The sequence below is a fragment of the Mesorhizobium sp. WSM4823 genome (genome assembly GCF_055811195.1).
Window position 1 is genome coordinate 161,151 of record NZ_JBVVQL010000013.1, and the last position, 15,389, is coordinate 176,539.

Consider the following 15,389-nt stretch of genomic DNA (forward strand, 5'->3'; position numbering starts at 1 on the left):
GGTGATTCGCAGCATCGGAATCCAGGATCAGCATGGACGATAACAACGATCTTTTCGGCACTATGGGCAAGCAGCCGCAACCGGTTCGCCCAACCGCGCGCCCGGCCGACCCGCTGGTGCAGGCGGCGAAGCGCCCGGCATCCCGCGACGGCAGTGAAAGCTATAGCGCCGCCGACATCGAGGTTCTCGAAGGGCTGGAGCCGGTGCGGCGCCGGCCTGGCATGTATATTGGCGGCACCGATGACAAGGCGATGCATCATTTGTTCGCCGAAGTCATCGACAATTCGATGGACGAGGCGGTGGCAGGCCATGCGACCTTCATCGATGTCGAGCTTTCCGCCGACGGATATCTGGCCGTCACCGACAATGGTCGCGGCATTCCAGTCGATCCGCACCCGAAATTTAAGAAGCCGGCGCTCGAAGTCATCATGACGACGCTGCATTCCGGCGGCAAGTTCGACAGCAAGGTCTACGAGACTTCGGGCGGCCTGCACGGCGTCGGCGTCTCCGTCGTCAACGCGCTGTCGGACCATCTCGAGGTCGAGGTCGCACGCGGCCGCCAGCTCTACCGCCAGCGTTTTTCGCGCGGCGTTCCGGTGACCGGACTTGAGCAGCTCGGCGAGGTGCATAACCGCCGCGGCACCAAGATTCGCTTCCATCCCGACGAGCAGATCTTCGGCAAGGGCGCCGCTTTCGAGCCAGCGCGGCTCTACCGCATGACGCGCTCGAAAGCCTATCTGTTCGGCGGCGTTGAGATTCGCTGGACCTGCGACCCCTCGCTGATCAAGGAGAAGGACACGACGCCGGCCAAGGCCGAGTTCCATTTTCCAGGTGGCCTCAAGGATTATCTGAAAGCCTCACTCGGCGACGAATTCCAGGTCACTCGCGAAATCTTCGCCGGCAAGAGCGACAGGCAAGGCGGCCATGGCTCGCTCGAATGGGCGGTGACCTGGTTCGGCGGCGACGGATTTCTCAATTCCTACTGCAACACCATTCCGACCGGCGAAGGCGGCACGCACGAGGCCGGCTTCCGCAACGTCTTGACGCGAGGCTTGCGCGCCTATGCCGATCTGGTCGGCAACAAGCGTGCTTCGATCGTTACCTCGGAAGACGTCATGATCTCGGCGGCCGGCATGCTGTCGGTATTCATCCGCGAGCCGGAATTCGTCGGCCAGACCAAGGACAGGCTGGCGACGATCGAGGCGATCAGGATCGTTGAGACCGCCATCCGCGATCCCTTCGATCACTGGCTGGCCGACAACCCGCAGGAAGCCTCGAAGCTGCTCGAATGGGTGATCGCGCGTGCCGACGAACGGGTGCGCCGCCGCCAGGAAAAGGAAGTGTCGCGCAAGAGCGCTGTGCGCAAATTGCGCCTGCCCGGCAAGCTCGCCGACTGCACGCAGAATGCCGCGGCCGGCGCTGAGCTCTTCATCGTCGAGGGCGATTCCGCCGGCGGCTCGGCAAAACAGGCGCGCGACCGCGCCAGCCAGGCAGTTCTGCCGTTGCGCGGCAAGATCCTGAACGTCGCCAGCGCCGGCAACGACAAGCTTGCCGGCAACCAGCAGATCTCCGACCTGATCCAGGCGCTTGGCTGCGGCACACGCTCAAAGTACCGCGACGAGGATCTGCGCTATGACCGGGTCATCATCATGACCGACGCCGACGTCGACGGCGCCCACATCGCCTCGTTGCTGATCACCTTCTTCTATCAGGAGATGCCGAACCTGGTCCGCGGTGGCCATCTCTATCTGGCGGTGCCGCCGCTCTATTCGATCCGGCAAGGCGGCAAGGTCGCTTACGCCCGCGACGATGCGCATAAAGACGAGCTTCTGCGCACCGAATTCAACGGGCGCGGCAAGGTAGAAATCGGCCGCTTCAAGGGGCTCGGCGAAATGATGGCTGCCCAGCTCAAGGAAACCACCATGGACAAGAGGAAGCGCACGCTGCTCAGGGTCGATGTGATCGACGCCGAGACCGCGACCAAGGACGCGGTCGACGCGCTGATGGGCACCAAGCCGGAAGCCCGCTTCCGCTTCATCCAGGAACGCGCGGAATTCGCCGAGACGGAAGTGCTGGATATCTGAGCATCTTCTGCTCGGCGAGCCGCAAATGGCGACCATCACTGGGCAAGGCAATATGCCGTTGGCATCACTGAGCGAAACGAGGCGGCCGACATGCTGTAGATAGCGGCCTCATTGCGCATCATCGCCGCCGCGATCAAAGATTTTCCGGATTTCTTCGCGAAGGATAGGGCCTAAGCCGCCGCTATCGCCAGCGCGTGGCTGCGCGCGTTTTCGCGCAGTGCATCGAGATGGATCGACTTGACCAGCCCGGCCAGATCGCCTTCGGCTGACTGGCCGCCCAGTTCCTTCAGCATCAGCCAGCTGACTTCCTGAACGCCGGCCAGGCGCTTGCCATTGGCAACCTCGCGCCAGATCTTCAGCGCGCGCAGGATGATCGCATGCGTGGCCGCGGCAAGGCCGGCACTGCGGAACAGCGCCTGCAGCGCCACATCGTGCCCGCCGGCCAGCAGCGCCCTCACCCGTTGTTCGGATTGCTGGCTGAGCGCGACCAGCGCCGAGCCGAAGAAGTCGACCTTGCCATGCGCGATGGTGCGAATGATGAAGCTTGCGGTCAGGGCACCCCGCAGGCGCAGATGTTCGACGAGCGCCGCGTGCTCTTCCCGGCGCGTGCCTTCGATCAGCGTCACGGAAGCCTTGACGCAGGCGTCGCGCATGACGCGCTCGGCTCTGGCATGTCCCATCAGCGCCACCACCAGCGGCGAGCCTTTAAGGGTTTCACCAAGTTTTATCAGCAGCATATGCCGGCAGTCGGCAGGCAAACGCGCGTCAGCGATCAGCGCTTCGCGCACCAGGGACAGATGGCCATGGCGTTCGGCGATACGGCGAAAGCTGAGCGAAGCGATGTCGGCGCCGCTGTTGGCGAGCAGCGTGGCGCAGGCTTCCGGCTCGCCGATTTCGGCAATCGCCGCGGCGACCGCCATGGAGACGCGCGGACGATCCGCGATCAGTTTCTGCGTCGCCTTCTGACCGCGTGCAACGCGGTCGATCAGATCAGCATCGGTGAGCATCGGCGAACGTGCCAGCACCAGGCTTGCGACTTCCGGCTGGTCGGACGCCAGCGCGCTGATGATCTGCAGCGGCGCGTGATGGCTCATCGACAGCGCCTCCGCCATCGCTAGCCGCACCTTCGACGAGGCATCGTCGAGCAGCAGGGTCAGCGCCGCTTCAGCCCCGCAGCGGTCCTCGAAAGGCAGATCGGCATTGATGTAGGCGCGGGCCAGCGCGCTTGCCGCCGCGGCGCGCTCCGAGACCCTTGCCGTGTAAATCCATTTCAGGAAATGCGAAACAACCATGCCGTCCGCTACGCCCCTAGTCCAAGTCCGTTCTGTCCCCATGAAGACCGTAGACAGAAATGGTTTACGAACGGTTCACCATGTTTGTTAACTGGCTTGATTTGTTAACTGGCTTGCGAGCGCGCTATGCAGCGCCTATCAACCCTTAGAGCGACGTGCGTCCCTTCGGAAAGTACGCTCTGATACTTTGAATCTTCGCATCGGAGGACGATCGACCATGGCCGGGCTTTATCTGGAAGAGTTCGTCGTCGGCCATGTCTTCCGGCACACGCTGCGCAAAACCGTTACCGAAAGCGACAACATGCTGTTTTCGGTGATGACGCTGAACCCGCAGCCGCTGCACATCGATTTCGACTTCGCCGCAAAGAGCGAGTGGGGCAAGCCGCTGGTCAATTCGCTGTTCACGCTGGGCCTGATGATCGGGATTTCGGTGAACGACATCACCGTCGGCACCACCGTTGCCAATCTCGGCATGAGTGAGACAGTGTTCCCGCATCCGGTTTTCCACGGCGACACCATCCGCGTCGAGACGACGGTGGTGTCGGTGCGTGGCTCGAAATCGAAGCCGGACCGCGGCATCGTCGAGTTCGAGCACCGCGCCTACAACCAGAACGATGTGCTGGTCGCCAAATGCACGAGACAGGCAATGATGATGAAGAAAGCAGCCTGACCGATGCGCTCGCTGCTGTTCGTTCCGGGCGATTCGGAAAACAAACTGGAAAAGGCGTTTGGCGCCGGCGCAGACGTGGTCATCGTCGATCTAGAGGACTCGGTTGCGCCACAAAAAAAGGTCTTGGCGCGCGACACCGCAACACGCTTCATCACCGAACGCCGTCGTCAAATCAAGTCCGCGATTTATATACGCATCAACGATCTCTCGACCGGCCTGACCGATGACGATCTGGCTGCAGTCGTGCCGGTGAAACCCGACGGCATCATGCTGCCGAAGTCGAACAGCGGACAGGAAGTGCAGCATTTGTCGGCCAAGCTCAGGGTGCACGAGGCCGAGAACGGCGTGCCGGACGGCGGCATCAAAATTCTGCCGATCATCACCGAAACAGCCGCCGGCGTGCTGGCTGCTGCGACCTACGCAAAGGTAAGCGCGCGGCTGGCGGGCGTCACCTGGGGTGCGGAAGATCTCTCGGCCGCGATCGGTGCGCGCACGGCCCGCGACGAAAATGGCCGCTACACAGACGTGTTCCGTTTCGCCCGCACCATGACCATCCTCGCCGCAAGTGCCGCGGAAGTCGCTGCTATCGACACGGTTTTTCCCGGTTTTCGCGACATGGCTGGCTTCGAAGCCGAGTGCGCAGAAGCGGAGCGCGACGGCTTCACCGGCAAGATGGCGATCCATCCGGCGCAAGTCCCGGTCATCAACGCCGTCTTCACGCCGTCGACCGAGGCGGTGAAACACTCCATGGCGGTCGTCCAGGCATTCGAGGCGGCTGGAAATCCCGGCGTCGTCGGCATCGACGGCAAGATGTACGACCGGCCGCATCTCCGGCTCGCAGAACGGCTTCTGGCACGCGCCAGGGCGTCCGGAGTTTGGCCTGATTTAGTCTGATCGCGCGACGCCGGGCTCTTCCGACGATGGCTGCTCGCGTTCCTGCCGGGAGGCGGCTCATCCGTTCCGCGAAATTGACGGGGCGATCCAGATACCCGGAACAGCCCGATAGGCCTGCCGCTCACCATGTGCGCAGCACTGATCATGGCATTGCCCGCCGCAACGAGCCAACTGTGCCGACAGACTAGTCGGTTGGTTCTGGAGAGAGGCGGGAAAGTAGACCGCGGACCGAGAAACGCAGACCATCCGGCGCGAAGATAAGATCAGGAGGCTCTCCAAACAGACTGGTCAAAGCGGCGCGCATGTACCGTGTTCCGTATCCTACGCGCGAGGGGTCGATGACCAACGGCCCCCCCGATTCGATCCACCTCAGCGTCAACGCAGGTTCCGAGCTCGAGGTGATCTTCCATTCCAAACGAATCCGGCCTTCGGGCTGGGATAGGCCACCATACTTGATGGCGTTTGTCGCGAGTTCATGAAGGCAGAGGGCGAGGGTTGTGCCGGCCTCGCGCGAAAGCAGCACCTCAGGTCCCTCGATGATGACGCCGCTTTGCCGGTCCGAACTGTAGGGCGCAAGGATAGAATTGGCGACATCCATCAAAGGCACCGTCTCACCTCCTGCAGCAAAGACCGCAGAATGAACATTCGACAAAGCTCTCAATCGTCCTTTGAAATCTTCTGCGAGGCCGTCTGCCGAGGTTGCACCGCGCCGCGTCATCTCGAAGATGGATACGACGGTTGCCAGGATGTTTTTCACCCGATGGTTTAGCTCGTGGCGCAGCTCCGTCTCCCGCTCAAGGTAATCGCGCACGTCGCGCTGGCGGGCTCTGGTGAGGAGTGCGGACTGGATGCCGCTTATCAGTTCCAGCGCCGCCACGGGACGTTGATAGAATATCTGCCGTGAACGTGGCCAGGCGGCATTCAAGGCCGCTTGGATGCGCACCTGAGACGCCGCACGGTCGAGCAGGACTATAATGGGAATTTCCGACCAGTTCGGCTGGTGTTGAAGGAAGCTGGCGATTGTAGCGATTGCCGCTGGATCTAGGGCTTCATGCGTAACGACAAGCACTCCCGGCGATTCTGCAAGCAGATTTCCCAAGTCTGCCGTGCTGGCTGCTTTGGCCCGGACGCCGCGTTCCTGCAGCAGGGAGGCCGTGTAGGAGGCGTCCTTGCGGTAGGGCGCCAATATGAGTACCCAATCGAGTGTTCCCACACCGTTATGCTCGGTGTCGCTCACGTCTCAGGCAAAGGATTGTAAGCAACGACCGAAACACCGGAACTCGCGATGAAGAGTTCCCGGACATCGAGGTCGTGCGGGCCGTGGCGCTTCTTGACGACCGTAATATTGCGCCTTAGCCGGCCCTCATGCTCGGCCATGCGAAGAAGAAGCACCGTGTCACCGAGAAAGCTGACATCCACGTCGATCCCGACATTTTGTCCAAGCAATCCATGCTGAGCGACAATGAGCATGGTCAGCACGTCCGCACGCGCGAGATGTTTGAGAAGAGACTGGATATCGAGCACCGCTTTTTCGCGATGTGGGAGCGAATTCAGATAGCCGGTGAAGCTGTCGATCACCACAACGCGCGTATTGTTGCGGCTGACCACTTGCTGCACGATCTGGCCGAACTCGCCCGGCGAGATCTCGTTCGGGCTGAAATCGTAGATGACGAGTTGACCGTCCTTGTGGAACTGCCGCAGATCCATCCCCAAGCCCTCCGACCGGCGAAAGAATGTCTCCAGCCGCTCCTCGAACAGAAAAAGGGCAACACTCTCGCCGCGCTGAAGAGCCGCGGTGGCGTAAAGCGACGACATCGTCGACTTGCCGGTTCCGGACTGGCCAATCACGAGCGTGATCGTTCCTGACTCCTGACCTCCGCCGAACATCTCGTCGAGGGCATCCACCCCGGATTTGATCAGTTGCGGCTTGGCAACGTCGGTGGCCGAACCGGGCACAATCCTCGGGAACACGACGACGCCTTCGCCCTCGCGAATGGCCATGTCGTGATAACCGTCGGCATAGGGCACACCGCGCATCTTACTTACTTCGATGCGACGGCGTACGGCACCATAATCCTCAAGGGATTTGTCAAGCCGGATCACGCCGTGAGCGATGCCCTCTATCTCCTCGCCGTTATGATCGCCGCCGCTGGTTTGTGTGTCGAGAAGCATCGCAATAATGCCTCGTTTGGCGAGGAAAGCCTTGAAGCCAATCAGTTCGCGGCGAAACCTCGGCGTGTCGCCGGTGATCAGCCGGATTTCAAGCAGGGAGTCGTAAACCAGCCTATGTGGTTTGTGTTCTTCGATCGCGCGTTCGATCGCCTTGCGTGTCTCATCCAGCCGAAGGTCGGCGGTCTGAAAAATGGTCTGATCGGCTGCGCCACTCACGGTCTCAGAAGCTGAAAGTTCTTCGACCCGGATTCCGTCGAGCGTCCAGCCGTGTGAAGACGCAATCGCTTCGAGCTCGGAGGCGGTTTGCGAAAGACTGACATAGATGCAGCGCTCACCGGCCGCCACCCCCGCGCGCAGAAATTGCAAGGCAGTGGTTGTCTTGCCTGCGCCTGGATCGCCTTGCACGATGTAAAAATTCGAAGCTGGCAGTCCACCGCGGAGAATTTCGTCCAAGCCGGCGATACCGGAACTTACAACGGGCTGTTTCTTTCGCTCTGCCATGTTTGCCTCGTGTCCAACAGGTTGGGAACCGCAAGCCCATCGTCGGGTATCAAATGCGTTCGAAAGATGACAGCGGGCAAACCTGTCGGCCGCTTGTTGAGGCGCCTCAATTCTCTGAACTCGTTTTTCTGTAATCGGCGCGCCCGTGCAAGGCAAGTTGTCAGCTCGAATAACCTGAAAATGCGGTGTGGGCCGTCGCATCGCCGGCAGGATCCGTAACGAGCACCCTGTCGCAGTCGTTTTGCGCATTGCTCTTGAACGTCGCCGGGAACCAATGCTGCGCGATGGCATTTTGTATGGTTAAGCCAAGAAGATGGATGGGGGAATGATCCAACGGACAACCAATGTCGGCGACGAGGATCGTTATCGCACTCTCGTCCAGGCCGTCACCGACTATGCAATCCATATGCTGGATCCCTCCGGGATCGTGAACAGCTGGAACGCAGGCGCCGAGCGGTTCAAAGGCTATTTCTCCGGCGAGATCATTGGTCAGCATTTCTCACTTTTTTATACAGCTGAGGATCGGGAAAGCCGTCTGCCCGCGCAGGCACTGGAAATAGCAGCCCGCGAGGGCAAGTTCGAGAGCGAAGGCTGGCGGGTCCGCCGCGACGGGACTCGTTTCTGGGCTCATGTCGTAATTGATCCGATCCGCGACCCTAGCGGCCAATTGACCGGCTTCGCCAAAGTCACCCGCGATCTTACCGAGCGAAAGAAAGCCGAGGAGGAACTGCGCAAAAGCCAGGAGCAGTTTCAACGTCTGATTCAGGGCGTGACGGACTATGCGATCTATATGCTCGACCCTGAAGGAATAATCACGAGCTGGAACTCGGGCGCAGAGCGCATCAAAGGCTATTCGGCAGATGAAATAATCGGCAAGCACTTTTCGCAGTTCTATACGCCGGAAGATCGTGAGCGAGGCAGTCCGCAGCGTGCGCTGGAGACCGCTGCTCGTGATGGACGCGTTGAACGGGAAGGCTGGCGGGTACGCAAGGACGGCACCAGGTTCTGGTCACACGTGGTCATCGATGCAATTCGGGACGAGGACGGCAAGATCCTGGGATTTGCGAAGATCACGCGCGACATCACCGAACGCAAGAAGGCGCAGGAGTCATTGGACCAGGCGCGTGAGGCTCTCTTCCATTCACAAAAGATGGATGCGATCGGCAAGCTGACAGGCGGCGTCGCTCACGACTTCAACAATCTGCTGATGGCGGTTTTGGGTAGCCTCGCGTTGCTTCGCAAACGGCTGCCCGACGATCCACAGTTATTGCGTCTCCTCGACAATGCCGTGCTCGGCGCACAGCGGGGCGCGTCGTTGACGCAGCGCATGCTGGCTTTTGCCCGGCGGCAGCAGCTCGACCCAAAGCCTGTCGAAATCATTGGGCTGATACAGGGAATGAAGGAGTTGTTGGAGCGGTCGCTAGGCTCCAGGGCTATTATAGAGACCAAATTTCCGCTTTCGCTCAACCAGGTCATGGTTGATGAAAGCCAAATCGAACTCGCACTGCTTAATCTCTGCGTCAACGCCAGGGACGCCATGCCCGACGGTGGGACGATCTTGATCTCCGCCCGGCAGGAAAGCGCCGGCCAAAGCCAGGATGCTGGTTTGGCACCAGGGCAATACGTCTGCCTCTCAATAACTGACACCGGCGAAGGAATGGACGAGGAGACGCTTGCCCGCGCGACGGAACCGTTCTTCACCACAAAAGGCGTTGGCAAGGGAACCGGCCTGGGTCTCTCGATGGTGCATGGGATGATGGAACAGATGGGCGGGCGCCTGCTTCTCCGGAGCCGCAAGGGAGCAGGCACGACCGCGGAAATGTGGCTGCCGGTGGCTGCCACGACCTCAGATCTCGCGCGCGAGCAGGACGTCCTCAGCCAGCAAACCACCGAGGTGGCCCCTCTGCGAATCCTGGCAGTGGATGACGATGCCCTGGTGCTGTTGAATACCGCTGCCATGCTTGAGGACCTTGGGCATACGGTTGCGGAGGCGCATTCGGCAACGGCAGCGCTTCGACTGTTGGAGGAGCAGTCGTTCGATCTCGTCATAACGGACCACGCGATGCCGAAGATGACTGGCCTACAGCTGTTCGATGCAATCAAGGATAAGTGGCCGAATGTTCCCGTAATCATAGCGACAGGCTACGCTGAGCTGCCGGGTGCTCGGGAGATGAAGATTCTCAGCAAGCCGTTCACAGAGCACGAATTAGCGAGCGCGATAGCCAGCACTGCCGTTTAGCCACCAGATAACCAACTGCTGGAAGGTGAGCGAGCCGGCCTTCAAGAACCAAGTGCTTAATTCTATCCCAGCCCTAATCTCTTCCCCAGCCCTAATCTCTTCCCCAATGAGGCCGGCGCATCGAAAAGATCTCGCTGACACTGGCATAATCCATATAGCCGAGACGGCCGACATTGCCCGCCTTGACGATATCGAACAGGCCGTCGTTCAGGAACGCATCGTCGATATGCACGCCGACAACCTCGCCGGCAACGACGACAGCGCTGGTCGGCGTTCCATCCAGCGCCTTTGGCCGCAGGATTTCCGTCACCCGGCATTCGAGCGCCGCCGGCGCCGCCGCCACGCGGGGCGGCGCAACGAGGCGCGAAGGCGCCATGACGAGATCGGCATAGTCGAATTCGCTGACGCCGCGCGGCGCATCGACCGCCGTGCGGGCCATTTTTTCAGCGAGATCGCGGCTGACGTGGTTGGCGACGAACTCACCTGTCTCTTCGGCGAAGGTGGCACTGTCCTTCTCGCCTTCGGACGAGAACCAGACGATGAAGGGTCTGGTCGAAAATGCGTTGAAGAAGGAGTAGGGGGCGAGATTGACCTCGCCGGCCTTGTTCACCGTCGAGATCCAGCCGATCGGCCGCGGCGCTACGATCGCTTTGGACGGGTCATGCGGCAGCCCATGACCCTTAGCCGGCTCGTAGAACATTCAGCCCACCCAGGGTCCTGCATAATCGGCGTAGAATTTTGCCGGATCGGGCCGCGGCCGCTCCGGCGCTGGCCCTTGGTAGGAGCCGATATGGACGAAACCGACAACGCGCTCGTGCGGCGCCAGCCCCAGGATCGCCCTACCCTCCGGCACATCGGAATACCAGTTGCTGATCATGTTGGTCCCATAACCCAGCGCATTGGCTGATATCATCAGGTTCATCGCCGCCATGCCGCCCGACAGGAACATCTCCCATTGCGGGATTTTTGGGTTTTCCTTCGGGCTCGATACTACGCCGATCACCAGCGGCGCGCGCGAAAAACGCGCCAGTTCTTGGTTGCGGCGGGCCTCCGGCAGCGGCCCTTCGCGCTGTTCGGCAAGGACTGCCAACTTCTTGCCGATCTCGACGCGTGCCTCGCCCCGGTAGAGAATGAAGCGCCAAGGTTCCAGCCGGCCATGGTCCGGCACCCGCGAGGCGGCGGCAATCATCGTCGCGATGTCGGCGTCGCTGGGCGCCGGTTCCTTCAACTCCGGGATCGGCGCGGAATTTCGGGTCAGCAGAAAGTCGATGATCGGCGACGCCATAGGCGCAAGTCTCCTAGGATTTGAGCTGAAGCGCACCATCGGACATCGGGCGGCTTGGGCATTGGCGCGGCGCGCCGGACAGTAGAGCTCGAAGCAGACTCGGTCCGGACTCTTAAGCCTTGAAATTGCCACCGCCTTGGGCTTCAAAGCAAGGCATGTTTGAGGGATTCCTGCGTCTTTTCCCAATCTGGCTTGGCACCGCACTGTTCATGGTGCCGGTTTCGTCCGCCGTCGCGCAGGATGTGGACGGCCTTAGCGATCTAAAGCTTCCCGGAATTTCGAGCTATGCGTCTCCGAGCAACGAGAAATCGCTGGCACTGGGGAGCAGCGGGGCGATCACGCTGTCTGCGCAATTGACGGACAAGGGCGCCGATATCACGCGCGGCATCGTCTGGCGCGTCTTCAAGCCTGAACCGACCGGCGACGGCAAGCTGCCGATGGTCGCTTCCGCCCATGGCGGCAGCGCGGTGTTTCAGCTCGAGCCCGGCAGCTATCTGGTCCATGCCTCCTACGGCCGAGCCGGCGCAACCAAGCGCATTACCGTCGGCAAGGACGCCAAGCGCGAAAGCCTCGTGCTCGATGCCGGCGGCCTGAAGCTCGATGCCGTGCTGTCGGGCGGCGTGCGGATACCACCGAAGAAACTGCGCTTTTCGATCTATGAGGGCCAAGCCGAAGCCAATCACGATCGCGCCCTGATCATACCCGACGTCGAGCCGAACAGTGTCGTGCGGCTGAACGCGGGCGTCTACCACGTCGTCTCGACCTACGGCTCGGTGAATGCCGTCATCCGCTCCGACATCCGCGTCGAGGCCGGCAAGCTGACCGAAGCGGCGGTCGAGCATCATGCGGCGGAGATGACTATGAAGCTGGTGCGCGAGCCGGGCGGAGAGGCGATTGCCGACACGTCCTGGTCGTTGCTCAACGAATCCGGCGATCCCATCAAGGAAACCGTCGGCGCCTTTGCCTCGATGGTGCTGGCCGAGGGCGACTACACCATCATCGCCAAGAACCGCGACCGCATCTACCAGCAGGATTTGACGGTCGTGGCCGGGCAGAACAAGGAAATCGAGGTCCTCGCCACCGAGGCCTCGGCGATCGATCCCCAGGAAGGCGCCGACTAAACTATCCGAAGTGTCGTGCGGGTTTGGCGTCCAGCAGCCTATGATTTGACCGATCAGGCAGCCTTGCGCATGCGTCGCGGCAGGATTTGGCCGCGGTCGCGCGGTTCGGCGGGCGCCAGGTCGAAAACGCCACGATGGAGGCGGGCGAGCAAGGCCTTGCGGTCGCGCAGCGGCTCCAGTTCGTCCCATTCCAGCGCATCACCTACACGCACCTCGATCGATTTGCCGGACAGCCGCGCGAACTCATGGATGAGCAGTGAGATGCGCAGCGTCAGCGAAGCCTTGCCGACGAACTTCGCCACGCGTCCGTCACGCTCGGCCATGTTCATCGGTCCGCTGACCAGGTGGAACAGCCGGCCGTTCTGACCGGAAAAGTGCATCGGAATGACCGATGCCTTGGCATCCTGGACGAGACGGGCCGGGAACATCTTCCATGGCAGATCGCGCGCCCGGCCGAAACCTTTCGGCGCGGTGGCAACGCCGCCCGCCGGGAAGACGACGATGATAACGCCCTCTTTCAGCAGCCGCACCGCCTCATGACGCACCGCCATGTTGTTCTTCAACGCGTCCTTGGTCTCGGAAAAATCGATCGGCAGCGAATAGGGCTCCATCTCGCGGATCTTGAGCAGATCCTTGTGGATCATGACGCGGAACGGGCGCTGAAGCTGCTCGGCCAGCGAGAGCACCGCAATACCGTCGCCGATGCCGAATGGATGATTGGCGACGATCACCAGCGGCGTGTCGGGCAGCCTTGCCGGCGGCCATTGGCCGGCGGTCCGCACTTTGACGTCGATCAACTCCAGCATGCGGCTGAACACGCGCTCGCCGGCCGGCACCACATGGCGACGCCAAAAATCATAGAGCGCCGCGAAACGATCGCGGCCGGACAGGCCTTCGATGGAATCGATGAACCAGCGCGTCAATGCCGGCTGATGCGGACTGGCGTAGGAAAGCTCGGGGAACGGTCTTTCGCGCATCTTCAGCTTAAGCATGAAGGCTCGTTACAAGGCTGGCGTGACAAGCATATGAAAATGGCGGGGCATATGAAAACGGTGGGGCATATGAAAACGGCGGTGGATCGCTCCTCCGCCATTCGTAGATGATCTGGCTGAAACTCAGGCTGCTTGCTTGCGCCTGCGGTCGGGCGTCACCGCCTCTTCGGCAAGCATTGCCGCCGCCTGGCCAAGGCCAAGCGATTCCTGGTCGCGCGAGCCGAGCCGGCGGATGTTGACCGTCTCTTCCTCCGCCTCGCGTTTGCCGCAGACGAGGATGACCGGAACCTTGGCCAGGCTGTGCTCGCGGACCTTGTAGTTGATCTTCTCGTTGCGAAGATCGGCTTCCGCCAGCAGCCCCGCCGCCTTCAACTGCGCCACGACCTTTTGGGCGTAATCGTCGGCATCGGAGGTGATCGTCGCCACCACCACCTGCAACGGTGCGAACCACAGCGGGAAATGGCCCGAATAATTCTCGATAAGGATACCGAGGAACCGCTCCATCGAACCGCAGATAGCGCGATGCACCATAACAGGCTGCTTCTTTTCCGAATCGGAGCCGATGTAGAAGGCGCCAAAACGCTCCGGCAGGTTGAAATCAACCTGCGTGGTACCGCATTGCCAGTCGCGGCCGATGGCGTCCTTGAGCACATATTCGAACTTCGGCCCGTAGAACGTGCCCTCGCCCGGATTGACGCCCGTCTTGATCCGATTGCCCGACCGCGCCGCGATCTTGTCGAGCACGTCCTGCAGCACGCCCTCGGCATGATCCCACATCGCGTCGGTGCCGACCCGTTTTTCGGGGCGGGTCGCCAGCTTGACGGTGATTTCGTCGAAGCCGAAATCGGCATAGGTCGACAGGATCAGGTCGTTGATCTTGATGCACTCGTCGGCGAGCTGTTCCTCGGTGCAGAAGATGTGGGCATCGTCTTGGGTAAAACCGCGCACGCGCATCAGCCCGTGCAGCGCGCCGGACGGCTCGTAGCGATGTACATTGCCGAATTCCGCAAGCTTTACCGGCAGATCGCGGTAGGACTTCAGCCCGTGCTTGAATATCTGGACGTGGCCGGGGCAGTTCATCGGCTTCAGCGCAAACACCCGGTCGTCGTCGGTGTCGTCGCCAGCAACCGTCACCTTGAACATATTGTCCCGGTACCAGCCCCAGTGGCCCGACGTCTCCCACAGGCTCTTGTCGAGCACCTGCGGCGCGTTGACCTCCTGATAGCCTTGCTCGTCAAGGCGGCGGCGCATGTAGTTGACCAGGTTCTGGAACATCCTCCAGCCCTTGGCATGCCAGAAGACGACGCCCGGCCCCTCTTCCTGAAAATGAAACAGGTCCATCTCGCGGCCGAGTTTCCGGTGATCGCGCTTTTCGGCTTCCTCCAGCATCGTCTGATAGGCTTCGAGCTGTACCTGGTCTGCCCAGGCCGTGCCGTAGATGCGCGTCAGCATCGGATTGTTCGAATCGCCGCGCCAATAGGCGCCGGCCACCTTCATCAACTTGAAAGCGTTGCCGATCTGCCCGGTCGAGGCCATGTGCGGACCACGGCAGAGGTCGAACCAGTCGCCCTGCGCATAGATCTTTAGATCCTGATCCTCCGGGATAGCGTCGATTAGCTCGAGCTTGTAGCGCTCGCCCTTGTCGGCAAAGACTTTTTTCGCCTTTTCGCGCGACCAGACCTCTTTGGTGAACGGCTTGTTGCGCGCTATGATCTCGCGCATCTTCTTCTCGATCACCGGAAAATCGTCGGGCGTGAACGGCTCGTTGCGGGCAAAGTCGTAGTAGAAGCCATTCTCGATTACTGGGCCGATGGTCACCTGCGTACCCGGCCACAATTCCTGCACGGCCTCGGCCAGCACATGTGCTGCGTCGTGGCGGATGAGCTCAAGCGCGCGTGGGTCATCGCGGGTGATGATCTCGATCTTGCCGGACTTGCCGAGCGGATCTGAAAGATCGCGTACAACGCCATCGATCGAGTAGGCCACGGCCTTCTTGGCCAGCGACTTCGAGATCGATTCCGCCAGGCCGGCGCCGGTCATCGCCGCCTCGTAGTCGCGGACGGAGCCATCGGGAAATGTCAGGGAAACGGAATTCAGCATAGAGTTCTCCTATCCAGTCCCGCAAACGAGCGCGGGTGG

Annotated in this window: 12 protein-coding genes; 5 read left to right on the top strand and 7 right to left on the bottom strand. The window is 61.2% G+C overall.

Features of this window, described 5'->3' with window-relative positions; translation table 11 throughout:
* The first annotated feature begins 32 nt into the window (after nt 1-32).
* Nucleotides 33-2,084, top strand: a complete 2,052-nt coding sequence (gene parE, locus AC0L26_RS26090; protein ID WP_473635151.1) for a DNA topoisomerase IV subunit B — start codon at nt 33-35, stop codon at nt 2,082-2,084.
* A 170-nt stretch (nt 2,085-2,254) separates the two neighbouring features.
* On the opposite strand, the gene AC0L26_RS26095 is transcribed toward parE, so the two are convergent.
* Nucleotides 2,255-3,376: a DUF2336 domain-containing protein gene (locus AC0L26_RS26095; RefSeq protein WP_473635152.1), complete on the bottom strand. Its 1,122-nt coding sequence runs from the start codon at nt 3,374-3,376 to the stop codon at nt 2,255-2,257.
* A gap of 217 nt (nt 3,377-3,593) precedes the next feature.
* Here AC0L26_RS26095 and AC0L26_RS26100 point away from each other — a divergent pair, with 217 nt between their 5' ends.
* Together AC0L26_RS26100 and AC0L26_RS26105 are read left to right on the top strand one after the other, a co-directional pair.
* On the top strand, nt 3,594-4,046 hold the full coding sequence (locus tag AC0L26_RS26100) for a MaoC family dehydratase (protein ID WP_473635153.1): 453 nt from the start codon (nt 3,594-3,596) through the stop codon (nt 4,044-4,046).
* Nucleotides 4,047-4,049: 3 nt separating this feature from the next.
* Nucleotides 4,050-4,940 (top strand): HpcH/HpaI aldolase/citrate lyase family protein, encoded by an 891-nt coding sequence (locus AC0L26_RS26105; RefSeq protein WP_473635154.1) that lies wholly within the window; start codon nt 4,050-4,052, stop codon nt 4,938-4,940.
* 184 nt (nt 4,941-5,124) lie between these two features.
* On the opposite strand, the gene AC0L26_RS26110 is transcribed toward AC0L26_RS26105, so the two are convergent.
* A complete protein-coding gene (locus AC0L26_RS26110) occupies nt 5,125-6,177 on the bottom strand; it encodes a sensor histidine kinase (RefSeq protein WP_473635155.1) in 1,053 nt (350 codons plus the stop codon).
* The gene (locus AC0L26_RS26115; RefSeq protein ID WP_352930723.1) at nt 6,174-7,613 is read right to left on the bottom strand and encodes a DUF7125 family protein; all 1,440 of its coding nucleotides are present in this window, start codon (nt 7,611-7,613) and stop codon (nt 6,174-6,176) included. Before AC0L26_RS26115 ends, AC0L26_RS26110 begins: the two co-directional genes overlap by 4 nt.
* Before the next feature lie 325 nt (nt 7,614-7,938).
* On the opposite strand from AC0L26_RS26115, the gene AC0L26_RS26120 reads away from it, so the two are divergent.
* A complete protein-coding gene (locus AC0L26_RS26120) occupies nt 7,939-9,852 on the top strand; it encodes a hybrid sensor histidine kinase/response regulator (protein WP_473635156.1) in 1,914 nt (637 codons plus the stop codon).
* Between the two features lie 91 nt (nt 9,853-9,943).
* Here AC0L26_RS26120 and AC0L26_RS26125 read toward each other — a convergent pair whose 3' ends face one another.
* Together AC0L26_RS26125 and AC0L26_RS26130 are read right to left on the bottom strand one after the other, a co-directional pair.
* Nucleotides 9,944-10,552: a flavin reductase family protein gene (locus AC0L26_RS26125; protein ID WP_473635157.1), complete on the bottom strand. Its 609-nt coding sequence runs from the start codon at nt 10,550-10,552 to the stop codon at nt 9,944-9,946.
* Nucleotides 10,553-11,137, bottom strand: a complete 585-nt coding sequence (locus AC0L26_RS26130) for a nitroreductase family protein (protein ID WP_473635158.1) — start codon at nt 11,135-11,137, stop codon at nt 10,553-10,555.
* A 155-nt stretch (nt 11,138-11,292) separates the two neighbouring features.
* Here AC0L26_RS26130 and AC0L26_RS26135 point away from each other — a divergent pair, with 155 nt between their 5' ends.
* Nucleotides 11,293-12,258, top strand: a complete 966-nt coding sequence (locus AC0L26_RS26135) for a hypothetical protein (RefSeq protein WP_352930731.1) — start codon at nt 11,293-11,295, stop codon at nt 12,256-12,258.
* 53 nt (nt 12,259-12,311) lie between these two features.
* Here AC0L26_RS26135 and AC0L26_RS26140 read toward each other — a convergent pair whose 3' ends face one another.
* Together AC0L26_RS26140 and thrS are read right to left on the bottom strand one after the other, a co-directional pair.
* Complete coding sequence (locus AC0L26_RS26140) at nt 12,312-13,250, bottom strand: lysophospholipid acyltransferase family protein (protein ID WP_473635159.1); 939 nt, start codon at nt 13,248-13,250, stop codon at nt 12,312-12,314.
* Nucleotides 13,251-13,373: 123 nt separating this feature from the next.
* Nucleotides 13,374-15,350, bottom strand: coding sequence for a threonine--tRNA ligase (gene thrS, locus AC0L26_RS26145; RefSeq protein WP_473635160.1), 1,977 nt, complete (start codon nt 15,348-15,350; stop codon nt 13,374-13,376).
* Nucleotides 15,351-15,389: the final 39 nt, after the last annotated feature.